This is a genomic window from Mariniflexile gromovii, assembly GCF_017814435.1.
Lineage (GTDB): Bacteria > Bacteroidota > Bacteroidia > Flavobacteriales > Flavobacteriaceae > Mariniflexile > Mariniflexile gromovii.
This window is the reverse complement of the sequence record NZ_JAGJCB010000003.1, coordinates 270,297-286,426: the sequence shown is the minus strand read 5'-3', so window position 1 is coordinate 286,426 and position 16,130 is coordinate 270,297. Positions and strand designations below refer to the sequence as shown.

Sequence of the window (16,130 nt, the reverse complement as noted above, 5' to 3'; positions counted from 1 at the left end):
CCGAATGACCAACATTGATAACATACCCTATTTTCTTAAAAATGGAGGAGAAATGGGGAAACTTATTAGGGCCAAAGACTGGAGTAAAACTCCACTAGGAGACCCTAAAGATTGGCCAGCAAGTTTACAAACTATGGTTTCCGTAATGCTGGAAAACCCGTTCGGTATGTACATTGCTTGGGGAAAAGAATACACACAAATTTACAACGATGGATATCGACCCATACTAGGAGCAACAAAACATCCTCATGCTTTAGGCATAAGCACAAGAGAAACTTTTTCAGAAATATGGCACATTATAGAATCCATGTTTGATGGGGTAATGGATGGAAACCCCGTAGGATTTCCTGATTTTATGCTTCCCCTCGACCGAAATGGCTATATAGAAGAATGTTACTTTGATTTTGCCTATAGCCCCATACGTACCGAAAATGGGGAAGTTGGGGGCGTTTTGGTTACAGTTATAGAAACTACCAATAAAAAAAGGGCTGAAGAAGCCCTTAAAGAAAGAACAAACCAACTTCAATTCGCTATTGAAGCAACAGACCTTGCTTCATGGACTATAGACCCTGAAACTAAAGAATTTACTGGAGATGACCGATTAAGAGAATGGCATGGGCTACCAGCAGGTGCCGAATTTAATTTAGAAAATACATTTAGCGCAGTAATTGAAGAAGATCGAGAACCTTTAATTAGAGCATTAGAAACGGCAATAGACTTCTCATCAGGCGGAAATTTTGATCATCAATACAGTATTATCAACCCCATTACCAAACAATTAAGGATTGTTAGAGCTAAAGGAAAAGTATCCTACAACCAATATAATCAGCCAATAAAATTTACGGGGACTCTACAAAATATTACCAAAGAAGTTATTGCTCGCAACAAAAAAGAAGAAAACGAAAGAAACTTACGTTTAATGATTTTACAGGCTCCTGTTGGAATTGGTATTTTCCGTGGCCCTGATTATGTTGTGGAAATTGCAAACACCAAAGCATTAGAAATCTGGGGAAGAACGGAGGAAGAAATTTTAAACAAATCTATTTTTGATTCCATGCCCGAATTGAAAAATCAAGGGATTAAAGAATTATTGGATGACGTTAAAAATACAGGAAATCGTTTCACTACCGATGAATTAATGGTAAAATTGTTAAGAAATGGAAAATTGGAAGATGTTTACATCAATTTTTCTTATGAACCGCTGTTTGATGCAGATGGAAGTGTAAATGGTATTATGGCCATAGGTATAGACGTTACACCTCATGTAGAAGCCAGAAAAAAAATAGAAGAAAGTGAACAAAGTGTTAGAACTCTAATTGAAAGTGCGCCTTTTCCTATTGGTGTTTATACAGGAAAAGAATTACGAATAGCTTTTGCAAATCAATCCATAATGGATGCTTGGGGAAAAGGCAATGATGTGGAGGGAAAATTATATACAGATATTTTACCTGAATTGGAAAATCAGCAGATTTTTGAACAATTGCATGGCGTTCTAAATACAGGAATTGCTTTTCATAGAAAAAACCAACGTGTTGATTTAAATATAAATGGTGTATTAAAGCCCCATTATTTCAATTATAGCTTTACGCCACTTTTAGATACCTCTGGAGAGGTTTATGGGGTTATGAATACCGCTGCAGAGGTAACAGAATTACACCAAGCCAAACAGAAAGTAGAAGAAAGTGAAAAACGATTCCGAGATTCTGTGGAACAGGCGCCTTTAGGTATCGCTATTTTTGGAGGGAATGATTATAAAGCTGAAATGGCGAATGCAAACTATTTATTATTGGTTGATAAAAAAAAGAATGAATTTATTGGTAAGCCACTTTTTGAAACTTTACCAGAAGTAGAAAATTTGGTTGCACCATTATTTGCAGATGTAATACTTACTGGTAAGCCTTTTTATTCACCAGAGCTACCTGTTTACTTGAATCGTAACGGAAAAATGGAACAAGCTTATTTTAACTTGGTATATCATCCCTTAAAAGAAGAAAATGGTGAGATTTCAAGAATTATGGTGGTGGCTACCGAAGTAACATCAACTGTAAAGGCCAAACATTTGCTTGAAGAAAGTGAAAGACATTTTAAAAATATGGTCATGCAATCCCCTATTCCAATGACCATACTCAAAGGTAAAGATCATGTTATAGAGTCAGCAAACACGGTTATGTTTGAAAATGTATGGCGTAAAAAAGAAAAGGATGTTATTGGAAAATCTATACTAAAGGTTTTTCCAGAATTGAATGAGCAAAAATACCCAGAGTTATTAAACAAGGTTTATAATTTGGGTAAACCCCATACCGAAAAAGAATCTGTTGCGTATGTGATGGGAGATGACGGAATGAGAAAATTTTATTTTGATTTTGAATACAAACCATTGATAGAGCCTGAGGGAGAAACATCTGGTATTATGATAACAGTAAATGATGTTACCGATAAAGTGGAGGCACGACAAAAAGTAGAGGAAGCAGAAGCACGCTCTCGATTAGCAGCTGAAGCTACCGATCTAGCTACGTGGGAATTAGACATAAATACCCGTAGCATTATCCACTCACCTCGTTTAGCCGTTATTTTTGGGCATGATGAGTCCACAATACTCACACACCAGAAAATGCGCGACCAAATTCATCGAGAAGACATTCATAGTATTGTAGAAAAAGCTTTTGATGACGCCATGGTAACCGGAATATATAATTATGAGGCTCGTGTTGTAAAACCAGATAATACTTTTTGCTGGATCAGGACGCAAGGTAAAGTCTTTTTTGATGATAATAACAAACCCTTCAAAAAACTTGGTACTTTACGTGACATTACAAAAGAAAAACTTCATCAGCAAGAACTACAAGAAAGTGAACTTAAATTCCGATTACTTGCAGATTCCATGCCACAGCATATTTGGACCGCTGATTCGTATGGTAACTTAAATTATTTTAACCAATCGGTATATGACTATTCTGGTTTATCACCTGAACAAGTACATGATAACTGGCTCCAAATTGTTCATCCAAATGATAGAGAAGCAAATATTAAGGCATGGTTAAATTCTGTTAATACCGGAGAAGACTTTTTATTTGAACATCGATTTAGAAGACATGATGGAGAGTACAGATGGCAGTTAAGTAGAGCAATACCCCAAAGAGACAAACAAGGAGAAATAACCATGTGGGTTGGAACCAGTACAGATATCCAAGCTCAAAAAATGTTTACTAATGAACTTGAAGATCAAGTATTGCAAAGAACCAAAGAGCTTAATGAGAAAAATAAAGTGCTTGAAAAAATGAATAAAGAATTACAATCTTTTACATATATATCTAGCCATGACTTACAGGAACCATTACGAAAAATCCAAATTCTTTCTACCCAAATAGTGGACAAAGAATCACAAAACTTATCAGAAAGCGGTAAGGATAAATTTCATCGCATGCAAAAGTCGGCACATAGAATGCAAACTCTTATCCAAGATTTACTTCTATACTCACACACAGACATTCAACAACGGAAATTTATAACAATAAATTTGAAAACTATTGTTGACGAAGTAGAAGACGACTTAAAAGAAGACTTGAAAGTGAAAAATGCCACTATTAATCTTGGAAATATGTGTGATGTTAATGTAATCCATTTTCAATTTAGACAGCTGTTATTGAACTTAGCAAGTAATTCACTAAAATTTGCTAAAGAAAACACATCTCCTCAAATTAATATCTCATGTGAAACAGTGATGGGAAACAAGGTTAAAACTGTGAACATTGTATCGACTAAAAAATATTGTCATATAACTTTTTCAGATAATGGTATTGGTTTTGAACCAGAGTACAACATTAAAATTTTTGAAGTATTTCAACGTTTACATGGGAAGGAGAAATATATTGGCACTGGTATAGGTCTTGCTATAGTAAAAAAAATCGTAGAAAACCATAACGGTACCATTACAGCCACAGGAGAATTAGGTAAGGGTGCTAGGTTTGACATCTATATACCTTCATAATCTGATATTAGACAGCAACCAGTAAAATGAAGTTGTAAATAGAACCTGTAAACGTATAGAATAGAATTGAGACTGGGGAGAATAAATTAAAATCTTTAATTTAATTTAAAAATTACTTTAAGCATTTTAGGAAACTACCAAAGATACTGATGAAATAATAAAACACAAACACCATACAATTTCACTTACACATTAATAATTTTACCACTTATAACGCCTAACAAAAGTGATTATCAAAAATTAATTACGGTGTTAGTTCGACATTACGAAGTTGAAACGTTTAACATTAAAATAAAAAAAACTGCATTTCAAATACAAATCAAATACTAATAAATCTAAGTTAAATAGTATGATTCTGTACTTATTCTGTACTATGCAAAATAAAAAAGGCTCTCGATTTCTCAAAAGCCTTGTATTTACTAGTAGCGGGAACTGGACTCGAACCAGTGACCTTCGGGTTATGAGCCCGACGAGCTACCTACTGCTCTATCCCGCGATATAATACCTTAAACAATTTTCTTAGCTTTTAACTTTCGGTTCATAATGCCGACCAAATTGTTTCGGATTGCAAATATACAATCCTTTTTAATTCCTGCAAGCATAAAATTAGAAAAAATTATTGCTCTATGTTATCTACCTGAAAATGTACTAATTCGGAATTACAAAATTGAACAGAAACTTGTATTGGGTTACAACAAACCTCGCAGTCTTCAATATAAACCTGTTTAGAAACCGAATTATCTAATATCATAGAAATAGCTTCCCAACAATACGGACAAGTAAAATAGTGCTCTAACATACCCATAAATATAAAACAAAAACAGCCAACAATGTATGTTGGCTGTTTTTGTTTTTATAAGGAAATGTTTAATCTTTTTCTATATCCAAGATTGCGGTAGAGTTTTGCAATTCCATTTGCAAAAACACTGGTAAATTTTTACCAGAAAAACTATCATATTCTTGGTTTAAATTATTATCGCTAACCATAATAGTGTTTAATTTCGTTAAATTCATAAACTCTATTGGCAAATTACCAGTAAGCTGGTTTGTAGATAATATCAATTCCTCTAAGTTTGCTAATTGAGCTATTTCTGAAGGTATCTCTCCCTCCAATTTGTTGTCCATCAAACTTAACTTTTCAAGCTTAGCCAATTCGCTAATATCGCTAGGAATAGTTCCTGTTAAATAATTACTTCCCAGTAAAAGTTCTTTTAAATTTGTTAAGCTCATTAATGCTTTTGGAATGCTTCCATCAAACTTATTGCTGTATAATTTTAAAGACTGTAGATTAGATAATTCTCCTAACTCTGAAGGTATATTGCCTTCAAAATTATTCATAAACAATTCTAAAGACACTAATTCCTTTAAATTTTTTATTGAAGAAGGCAATGTTCCTTCTAATTTATTGAAACCTAAATTAATTTTCTTTAAATAAACTAAGTTTCCTATTTCTTGAGGCAAACTACCTTGAAGATTATTAAATTGAAGATTGATTTCAACAACTTTATCATTTTCAACTTTAACTCCATGCCAAGTTTTAATAGGGGCTTTTAAATCCCATGTTGAATTCCACTCGCTACCATTTGTAGCTTCGTAAAGGGCTATTAAGGCATCTTTTTCACTTTGGGAAATACTAGCAAATGAATATGCCGTGATAAAAAAAGTTAGTGCTATTAATTTTATAGTTTTCATGTTCGAATAAATTTGGGGATTAATTCTATTACGAATCTAGGTCAAGATTAGACAAAAAACTATTTTATTCGTTGAAATGCATTTTTTTTTAACAAATACAATTCGACAAACGACACGTGTAAATAAACACCCTTTACGTTATCTCAAAAACACACAGCTTAAAACTTAACATTCAAAAGCTCGCCACTTAACTGCAATAATTGTAATTCGGCTAATTTGGCATCGTATTTTGCTTGGTTTCTGCTCAATTCGGCATTAAGAAGGTTTAATTGTGCCTGTCTAAATTCTATTGAATTTACCTGCCCTATTTTAAACTTTTCTTGGGTACGATCAAAATTGTTTTGTGAAGTAACAATATTAGCTTCTTGAAGTTTATAAATGTTCAATTTATTTTGATAATCGTCCCATGCATTGTTAAAATCACGCTCTACAGCTAACAACACTTGTTCTTTTTGTAATTGCTGGTTTTCTAAATTGATTTTAGCATTCTTTACACGTGTAATTGTGCTGCCTCCATCAAACAAATTCCAAGACAAATTCAATCCTGCCGAAACACCAGAATTTGTACTTTGTAGCGTAAATGCCAAAGGGCTATTGTTGGTAGATTCATTCCAGCCGTAAGAGCCTACCAAACCAATAGTTGGCAAAAAAGCTGATTTTCCGGATTTTATATCTAAACCGCTGATGGCTATGTTCTTTTCAATTTGCAAAAGCGCTGTATTTCTGGTTTTTGCCTTTTGAAAAAGTTCTTCTTTATTAAGCAGTGCATCAAAATCTATTTGGGTATCTACACTAAAATCTTCCGTTAAAACATCGCCCAAAACAACATTTAAATCGCGCTTAACATTTACTAATTGTTGTTTTGTATTTATAACACTGATACTGTCATTATTAATATCCACCTCGGCGTTAAGAACAGCTAATTTGGTGCTTTGTCCATAATCAAACTGATATTGTGCACGTAACAATCGATCCTTAGTTATGGCCAAGGTTTCATCCAATGCCACAGTATTTTCTGTTAATTGAGCCACGGTGTAATAAACCGTAAATAACTGAAAAACGGTATTCTCAATGGTTTCCCTAGCTTCCAATTCGGTTAATTGATAGCGCTCTTTTAGCTGTTTGTAATTATAGCTTCGCCCCATGCCATCAAACAAGGTATAATTCAAGTTTATTGAGGCATTATAGCGTCTTGTTTCGGCGCCATCAGCAATTCTAACCTCTCCGTTTGCCAACTGCCCCTCAGTATCTTGTTTATCAATGGAAGCACCTGCGATTCCTGTAAGCGTTGGTAAATAACCCGTGTTTAGAACACTCACATTGTTTTTGGCAATTTCTATTTGATTGTTTGCTAATTTTATTCCGTAGTTATTTTCTAAAGCCAATGAAACCGCTTCATTTGGTGTTATTATTTTTTGTTGTGCCATAACATTTGAAACAACAAACAACCCAATTAAAAGAAAATTCTTATGATTCATGTTCTTCTTTTTGTTCTTTAATAGCACGTTCTACTTCTTCTTTAGTGACATCTTTTCCTGTTACTAACCACTTGACGTTTTTCTTAATATCGTTACTGAATGATAAAAACAAAGGCAAAAGCAGTAATGTTAGTACGGTGGCATAAGCAATACCGAATGAAACAGAAATAGCCATAGGTTTTAAAAATTGTGCCTGACGGCTTTTTTCCAATAATAACGGTGCTAAACCAGCAATGGTTGTTAATGAGGTTAAAAATATGGCCCTAAAACGTGATTTACCGGCATCCATAAGTGCATTATCGAAAGCCATTCCTTCCTTTAAGTTGGAATTAAACTTGCCTATTAATACCAAACCGTCGTTTACCATAATACCTACTAAAGCTATAATTCCTAATAACGATAAAATATTAACCGGAAATCCTAATAACCAATGTCCCCAACCCACCGCCGTTAAACTAAATGGCACCAATAATATTAATAAAATAGGCTGACTATAACTTCTAAAAGTAAATGCGATGGTGATGTATATGAGCAACAATATAGGTATTCCGGCATTTCTTAAAGATCTAGACAATTTAGTGGCTTCTCTATTTTGACCTTCAAAGGAAGCTGAAATTGTTGGGTATTTTGATTGAATTTTAGGAAGCACCGATGCCTTAATATCATCTAAAATATCGGTAGCACTTGTACTTGGGTTTTTCAAATCGGCAGATACTTGAATTTCCCTTTGTCCTTCCAAATGGTTGATAGTAACATCGCCTCTTTCAATGGTATAAACAGCAATATCTTTTAGAGTAACCCTTTCTCCTGATGGTGTTACAATTCGCATATCGTCTAAATCGTTAATAGACTCCCTATTGCTTCTATCGTAACGCACCCAAATCCTAATTTCATCTTGACCTCTTTGAAAACGTTGCGCCTGCACACCAAAAAATCCTGCTCGAACTTGATTCATTACGGTTCTTAAATCTAAGCCCAATAAATAAGCACTTTCTTTTAATTCCAAACGAATTTCCTTGATACCTGCAGGATCATTATCGGAAACGTCTTTTAACAGCGGATTGGTTTCCAATGCGGATTTCAACTCAAGCTTCGCTGCTTTTAATTCAGATATATTATTACTTAACAAGGAAACCGATACTGGATTTCCACCAAAATTACCGCCAGAACCAAATATTAAACGTTCGGTACCTATAACAGGCCCCACCAATTCCCGTAATCGGTTTGCTACCAAACTTGAATTTATAGCATCGGGGCGTTCTTCCCCTGGCAATAAGTTTATTCTTAAGGTGGCACTTGAACTGCTGTTTAAAGTCAAGATAGTATTTTCAAAAAGCTGTTTACCAGTACCTTCTAAATAGGTTTTTGTAAACTCTTTATTCACTATAAAAGACTTTTCTTCTATCATTGACATAATGGAATCCGTAACCTTAACGTTCGTTCCGTTAGGCATTTCCAACTCAATAGAAACCGTATCGCTCGCAATAGAAGGAAATAACGTCATGCCTATAATGCCGCCGCCAACAGAACCAAATGTTAATATCAAAAGCGCCACAAAAATCCCTAGGGATAATATTTTAAATTCTAAAACAAAAGAGATTAAAGGACTGTACACTTTATCCCTTAAAAACACCATAATTCGATCTCCCAATTTATTTATCTCCCTCATTTTAGCAAAAAACTGCTTGATTTTGGAAGGATTCTCTTCTATTACTGGCTTACGCAATGCTTTGGAATGCGCTAAATGGGCAGGAAGAATAATAAGTGCTTCAACAAGCGAAATGGCCAAGGTTAAAATTACAATTACGGCCACTTCCCCAAAAAATTCCCCGATTCTACTTTCCAAGAAAAAGAACAGTGAAAATGCTAATATGGTAGTTATAATGGCGGATACCACGGGAGGAATTACCTCCATAGTACCATCTATAGCCGCTTGAATGGGTGTTTTTCCTTTTTCGTAATGCTGATAAATATTTTCGCCAATAACAATACCGTCATCAACCAAAATACCTAAAACGATAATCATTCCAAAAAGCGAAAATATGTTAATGGTAACATCAAACTGACCCGCAAATACAAACATTCCTAAAAATGAAATGGGTAAACCAAAAGCCACCCAAAAGGCCAAACGCGTATTTAAAAACAGGGATAAAAAAATCAACACCAATAACATTCCCATTATGGCGTTTTCTGTTAGCAATTGTGTACGCTGGTTTAGTGTTACTGAACGATCCCTAACCACATCTAAATGTACATTATTATGCTTTTGATTATACTCTTCAATGTATAGTTTTACCTTTTCAGCTGAGGACGCCAAATCCTCGTTATTAGTGCTGGTAATTGAAACATCTACTGCAAGTTCTTGGTTAAAATAGGTAGCATTGGGTGTTTCCGAAAAACGGTCGCGTACAATGGCCACATCCTTTAACCTTATGGCTTTACCTTCACTTGAAGCTTTAATAACTACATTTGAAAGTTCATCACCATAATAATTTCGGTTATTGGCCCTAATTAAATATTCTTCCGCATCGGTTTTAATGTTTCCACCTGTTACCAAAATATTAGATTGACTCACAGCTTGCGCTACCTCATCAAACGATAAATTATATGCCAATAAATTAACCTCGTTTACTGCAATTTCAATTTCCTCATCTGCGAAACCTGTTACTTCCACTTGCGAGATGCCTTCAATGGCACGCAAATCGTTTTCAACCTGCCTCGCTATTTGTTTTAACGTTGCCAAAGGAATGCCTTTACCGTTAACGGCAAAAGAGATGGTTTCCCTAACCTCTTCGTTTTTCGCAACAATTAAAGGCTCCATACCCGTTGGAAAAGAGGGCACTCTATCTACGGCATTTTTAACCTCAAGAAGCATAAAATCAATATTTTCTCCTTTTTGGATTTCAACGGTAATAGTCCCACTATTTTCCCGCGATACTGAAGTCACCCTATCTACACCTTTCAATCCTTTGAGGTTATCTTCTATTTGAAGTACGATACCTTCTTCAATTTCTTGGGGAGATGCACCAGGATAGCTAATGCTTACTGTTATTATTTTAGAATCTACTAGCGGAAAAAAGGATGATTTTAATGACAACAACCCAATAATACCAAAAGCAATGAAAGCAATAATAAAAATATTTACCGCAACGTGATACCTAATAAAATACGCTATTAGTTTTCTCATGGATTAGAAGTTTCTTTAGCTTTAAACGGTTTTACCAACATACCCGCATAGGCTCCAGGAACCGGCTTTTTAAGTATTATAACACCATCAGGTAAATCTTTTAAAACCACTTTGGTTTCAGAAAAATAAACTGGCGTTACTGGCATGGTATCTAACGTACAATCTTTAACCACAAAAACCTGCTGGTCTTCCAATAACAGGTTTCTATCTATTTCAATGGCGTTTTGTACAATTTCTCCATTTATATTGGCCTCCAAATAGATGCCTTCCTTTAAGCTAGCATCTTTAACATCAATATAAGCGGTTATGGTTTGCGTGGTTTGGTCTATACTGCCATTTACCCTGGCTATTTTGCCTTTGTAGGTTTCCGTTTTATTCAAATTGCTTAAATCTACATCTTCACCAACTTTTAACAAATGGGCGTATGTTTTACTTATGGCAACCTCCATTTCGTAATCGGTAGGGTCTATAAACTCACCTAGTTTTTGTCCGCTTCTAATCAAAGTACCTTCGGTTACCAAGGCTTCGGTTAATATGCCCGGAAATGGAGCGTTAATGATATACTTTGAAAGGCGCTGTTCTAAGTTTTTCAAATTATAATAATTGGAAACAATGCCTCTTCCCGTAATGAAATAATTTTCCTTTTCAGAAGACATTTCAGGCAACTTGGGAGCCGTTTTGTTCAAATCGAAAGCATTCAGGTAATTTTGCCATTTTTGATAAACCTCAGGAAAATCGAGCCTTAAATCGGGCATAATTGCCGCAATGGAATTGTATAAATTACTTTTTGAAGATTGCACACTAGCATAATGCTCGGAGGCGTCTATACGGATTAAAGGTTGCCCCACACTGTACTTTTGACCGGGTTTAAAAAGCACATTTCCTGCTTTGAAAACACCTTGGACTTCAGAATAAATTTCAACGCGACGCTTTGCTACCAAACTACCATTTGCAGGGATTTTTATTTGAACCTCCCCATTTTTAACAGTATCGGTAAATACTGTTTTTATAACTTTATCGAGAACAGGTTTGGGTTTGTTTTTACTGGCAATTAATGATTTTGCCAAAAAAAAGGAAGCTATAATTAATAAAATTCCTATAACAGAAAGTGTAATTTTACGCATTTACTTTATTTTGATGATGTGTGCGTAAATTTACCTAATAAGAACTTTCGAAAAGTTAAAAAAACCTTAAACTTAAGATTCAAAGACCTCTATCTCCAATTGTATGGCTTCCCATTTGTCCATGGCGTCTTGCAAATCGGATTTTAATTTTTGATATTTATCAAAGAAATTTGGTTTAGAAGTAACCGCTTCATAATTGGTTTCAAGCTCTAAATCAATCTTTTTTATATCGCGTTCCAATTTATTGATTTCAGCTTCAATATTGCTTAATCTATTGTTTAACGATTTGAGTTTCTTTTGGTCGTCGTAAGATTGTTGCTTCTTTTCCTTAGGCGTTTCTTTAACTACGGTCCGTTTTTCAACTTCGCGTAAACTTTCCACATTGCGTTGCTCTAAATAGTAGTCAATATCACCTAAATATTCTTTTAGTTTATGGTCTTTAAATTCATAAACCTTATTGGTCAATCCTTGAAGAAAATCACGGTCGTGCGACACTAAAATAAGCGTACCTTCAAACTTTTTTAATGCGTCTTTCAACACATTTTTAGATTTGATATCTAAATGGTTGGTAGGCTCATCCATTATCAGCACATTAAATGGCTGCAGCATTAATTTTGCCAATGCCAAACGGTTACGCTCGCCACCAGAAAGTACACGTACGTATTTCTCAGCTTCTTCCCCTCTAAACAAAAACGAACCTAAAATATCGCGTACTTTACTTCTATTTGTCTCGTTGGCAGCGTCTATCATGGTATCTAAAACCGTTTTGTTGCCATCTAAATACTCCGCTTGGTTTTGCGCGAAATAACCAATTTGAACGTTATGCCCCAGTTTTAAATGTCCTTCGTATTTTATATCGCCAACCATTATTTTGGCCAAGGTAGATTTACCTTGTCCGTTTTGTCCAACAAAAGCCGTTTTACTATCGCGTTCAACCAATAAACTCACGTTTTTCAAAACTTGATTATTGCCATAACTTTTAGATATTTTCTCCATTTCCACCACCACTTTTCCAGGGGTTATGGAAACAGGAAAGTTAAGCGTCATCACGCTATTGTCATCCTCATCAACTTCAATTCTATCAATCTTATCCAGTTTCTTTATAAGCGATTGCGCCATGGTTGCTTTTGATGCTTTGGCACGAAACTTTTCTATAAGCTTTTCGGTTTGCTCTATTTGTTTTTGTTGGTTTTTTTGAGAAGCTAATTGTTGTGTTCTCAATTCTTCACGCAACACCAAATATTTGGAATACGGTTTTGGATAATCGTATATTCTACCTAATGAAATTTCAATGGTTCTGTTGGTTACATTGTCTAAAAACATTTTATCATGTGATACAATGGCAACAGCTCCCGTATAATTTTTCAAAAACCCTTCCAACCAAATAATAGATTCAATATCCAAATGGTTTGTAGGCTCATCCAGCAATAGTATATCATTATTTTGAAGCAGTAATTTTGCCAACTCAATACGCATACGCCATCCACCAGAAAACGTATCGGTTAGTTTATTAAAATCTTCACGTTTAAAACCTAAGCCTTGAAGAATTTTTTCGGTATCGCCTTGGTAATTGTAACCTCCCAAAATTTCGTATTGGTGTTGAAGTTCGTTAATATCAACCATCAACTGGTGGTAACCTTCACTCTCATAATCGGTACGTTCTGCCATTTGGGTATTAACCGCATCCATTTTAGCTTCCAGCTGCTTTATTTCGGTAAAGGCTTCGTAAGCTTCCTCAAGCACCGTTCTACCTAAAATAAAATCAATATCCTGCTTTAAAAAACCAATTTTAAGTTCTTTATCTGCCGCTATCTGCCCCGTATCCGGCTCCATTTCTTTCGACAAAATTTTAAGCATGGTCGATTTTCCTGCGCCATTTTTTCCAATAAGACCAACCCTATCGCCATTAACCAGTTTAAAAGTAATATCTTCAAACAAGTATTCGCCTTGAAATGAAATCGATAAATTATGAATGTTCATCATAGAAATGTAACTTTTGCTACAGAAACTTACTTATTAAAACCTTATTTTTGTTCTGTAATTGCGAATGCAAAAGTACATTAAATAATATGTTTAAAAAAGGCTCTAAATTATATAGTATTTTTACAGGTTCTTGTCCGAAATGTCACGAAGAATCCATGTTTAAAAACAAGAACCCATACATTCTTTCCGAAGCGCTAAGCATGAACGAAACATGTAGTAACTGCGGCACAAAATACAAGATTGAACCCTCGTTTTTTTATGGCGCCATGTATGTAAGTTATGCGGTGGGCATTGCCTTTGCCGTAGCGGCTTTTGTAATTTCGTTTGTTATTTTAAAGGTAAGTATTGATATTGTTTTTATATCCATAGTTGGCACTTTAATCATATTCATGCCCTTCATTATGCGGCTTTCACGAAATATTTGGATCAACTTTTTTATGCACTACGATAAAAACTTGGCTAAGGAGAAATTGAATTAAGAATTAACAATTACGAATTACGAAAGTTGAAAAAAACGGAACAACGGTGGTCTTCTAAAATCGTAAATCATAAATCAAAATATCAGCCAATTAATAGGAAAAACGGGCAATATCAATCTCTTTTTCAAGAGGTTCATTCTTTTCAATAAAATCATAAAGTTGTTGTGCTACATAAGGCCCAATCATAACACCACGCGTTCCTAAACCATTTAAAACAAACACGTTTTTATGCTTTGGATGCGCACCAACCAACGGACGCCTATCTTTTACCGTAGGACGAATACCAGCCACTTGATTTACTACTTCAAATTCGCAATTAATAAGCTTTCTAAGCTTGGTTTCAAGTTCTTCTTTGGCACTATTTGTAACTTCGGCACTCAAATCCTTCCATTCATAAGTGGCTCCAACAATATACATATCATCTCCCAGCGGAATTAAAAAAACGCCTGCCTTTAAAACATAGTCTATTTTTAAATTTGGCGCATGTATGGTTAGGAGTTCTCCCTTTGCTGGCACCAATGGCAAATGATTAAAAAACGGATTTTGTTTTACCCCAAAACCTTCAGCAAACACAATGTATTTAGCATTTATATTTTCGTATTGAACACTATTTATTTCAACCTTTAAATCATCATAGTCAAAAACAGATTCAAAAAGTAAATTACTATTTAATAGATATGATTTATAAGCATCCAGTAGTGCCTTCACATCTATGCGTCCCGTTTCTAAAACCTCACCAAAACCAAAAGACGCATCTATGGCTGGATTTTCGTTTTTAATTATTTTGGGTGATAAATAGTCTGAAAGTATGGGTTTATCGGAAGCCGTGAACCAATCGTTTTGTTCTTCTAATGATGCAAATTTTCGGTAAACGGGAATTTTATAATCTAGTTTCACTTTTAATTCAGTCTCCAATTTAGCATACATAGGCAATGCTAAATCGAGTTGTTCCTTACATTTCCAAACTGGAGTAAAACGTTTTAATACCACGGGATTGTATAAACCTCCAGCTACGGTTGATGATTGCTGCGATGCATTATCAAAAACCACAAACGTTTTATTGTTAGTCCGCAATTGCTCACAAAAACCAATACCCGCCAACCCAATTCCTACTACTATATAATCTACTTGCATCATGCAGCAAATATAAGAACATTTAGAAGTTTATTTTTAGGTTTAAATGGCTCTCAACCTAAGAAATCATAAAGATTTTTTACAAAAAAAACACCCACAAAATTTGCAGGTGTTTTAGGTATTATAAATGAGTTTTAAATTAATATGTCCACATATCTAATTCAAAATCTCTAATTTTTTCTTTAATTCTCTCAGACTCCAACAATTGCATCAAAGCATTATCTGCAATATATTCTGTAACCGCTCTGTCTCCCTGAACATTTTCTTCTTTATAAATATAAGCTTGGAAACGTCTTGCATTTAACACATGATCGAACGAAAATGGCATCGAACTATTTTTGTTATTAAATGATTTAGCTTCATGCAGCACACCTCTAGCATCTGGGAAAAACACCCAAAATAATTCTACTAAATCCTGGCTATCAGAATCTATAAAGTTAACGTCTGGTGCTACAGGAGCAATTCCTAACAATCTGTATTTCATTTCTGCTTGACGCTTATCAAAATACCAAAGCCCTTTAATATGATATTCTGTAATATCGGCAGCAGTGATATCTCTTCTATTGATATATTCTGCAGATAATTGTTCTCCAGCATTTAATTGTTCGATACCATATTCTGTAGTATCAATTTTAACTAAAGAAGCTTCTATATCTTTTAAAGTACGTTTCGATTTGAAGTAAGAGTCATCATAAATGTTTTTAATTTTACCATTTTTAATGTTCTTCATAAGTACATCATACAAACAACGTCTTTCACTACCAATATTATTCGTATCTACCGGGTAATATAGTGGAAAGTTAGCACGTTCATCTAAAATAATCTTTTCCCAAACCATTTTAGAGAAAAGAATATCCCTATCATCTACATAACCATATTCTAATGGTTTGTCGTTATCTAAGGCTTTTTGCGCATCTGTTCTTACCCCAATTTCTTCAGGGCTTTTAGCGTTTAGTATATTAGCTTGAGCAAATATGCTTGACACTGTAAAAACAGCCGTTACGGTTAATAAAAAACTTTTTAAATTCATGTGCTTATCTTTATTGTTATTTCAATACTTATATA

General features: G+C 34.6%; 10 protein-coding genes and 1 tRNA gene. 2 read left to right on the top strand and 9 right to left on the bottom strand.

All coding sequences use genetic code 11. The annotated features are described in order from the left end of the window. The first annotated feature begins 4 nt into the window (after positions 1–4). Complete coding sequence (locus J8H85_RS04890) at positions 5–3,988, top strand: PAS domain-containing protein (RefSeq protein ID WP_209653218.1); 3,984 nt, start codon at positions 5–7, stop codon at positions 3,986–3,988. A gap of 423 nt (positions 3,989–4,411) precedes the next feature. On the opposite strand, the gene J8H85_RS04885 is transcribed toward J8H85_RS04890, so the two are convergent. The 7 genes from J8H85_RS04885 to J8H85_RS04855 all read right to left on the bottom strand — a co-directional run bounded on the left by J8H85_RS04885 (position 4,412) and on the right by J8H85_RS04855 (position 13,452). Continuing rightward, a tRNA-Met gene (locus tag J8H85_RS04885) sits at positions 4,412–4,484 on the bottom strand. A gap of 120 nt (positions 4,485–4,604) precedes the next feature. After that, on the bottom strand, positions 4,605–4,787 hold the full coding sequence (locus tag J8H85_RS04880) for a CPXCG motif-containing cysteine-rich protein (RefSeq protein WP_209653216.1): 183 nt from the start codon (positions 4,785–4,787) through the stop codon (positions 4,605–4,607). A gap of 68 nt (positions 4,788–4,855) precedes the next feature. After that, positions 4,856–5,680, bottom strand: a complete 825-nt coding sequence (locus J8H85_RS04875; RefSeq protein WP_209653214.1) for a leucine-rich repeat domain-containing protein — start codon at positions 5,678–5,680, stop codon at positions 4,856–4,858. A gap of 158 nt (positions 5,681–5,838) precedes the next feature. Next, positions 5,839–7,158 (bottom strand): TolC family protein, encoded by a 1,320-nt coding sequence (locus tag J8H85_RS04870; protein WP_209653212.1) that lies wholly within the window; start codon positions 7,156–7,158, stop codon positions 5,839–5,841. Further along, positions 7,148–10,345: an efflux RND transporter permease subunit gene (locus tag J8H85_RS04865; protein WP_209653210.1), complete on the bottom strand. Its 3,198-nt coding sequence runs from the start codon at positions 10,343–10,345 to the stop codon at positions 7,148–7,150. Before J8H85_RS04865 ends, J8H85_RS04870 begins: the two co-directional genes overlap by 11 nt. Further along, positions 10,342–11,469, bottom strand: a complete 1,128-nt coding sequence (locus J8H85_RS04860) for an efflux RND transporter periplasmic adaptor subunit (protein WP_209653208.1) — start codon at positions 11,467–11,469, stop codon at positions 10,342–10,344. Before J8H85_RS04860 ends, J8H85_RS04865 begins: the two co-directional genes overlap by 4 nt. Positions 11,470–11,541: 72 nt before the next feature. Then, entirely contained in the window at positions 11,542–13,452 is a 1,911-nt protein-coding gene (locus J8H85_RS04855) for an ABC-F family ATP-binding cassette domain-containing protein (protein WP_209653206.1), read from the bottom strand. Between the two features lie 86 nt (positions 13,453–13,538). Here J8H85_RS04855 and J8H85_RS04850 point away from each other — a divergent pair, with 86 nt between their 5' ends. Then, the gene (locus J8H85_RS04850) at positions 13,539–13,931 is read left to right on the top strand and encodes a DUF983 domain-containing protein (protein WP_209653204.1); all 393 of its coding nucleotides are present in this window, start codon (positions 13,539–13,541) and stop codon (positions 13,929–13,931) included. Between the two features lie 90 nt (positions 13,932–14,021). Here J8H85_RS04850 and J8H85_RS04845 read toward each other — a convergent pair whose 3' ends face one another. After that, a complete protein-coding gene (locus J8H85_RS04845; RefSeq protein WP_209653398.1) occupies positions 14,022–15,065 on the bottom strand; it encodes an NAD(P)/FAD-dependent oxidoreductase in 1,044 nt (347 codons plus the stop codon). Positions 15,066–15,204: 139 nt separating this feature from the next. Further along, positions 15,205–16,095, bottom strand: coding sequence for a type IX secretion system ring subunit PorN/GldN (porN, locus tag J8H85_RS04840; protein WP_209653202.1), 891 nt, complete (start codon positions 16,093–16,095; stop codon positions 15,205–15,207). Positions 16,096–16,130: the final 35 nt, after the last annotated feature.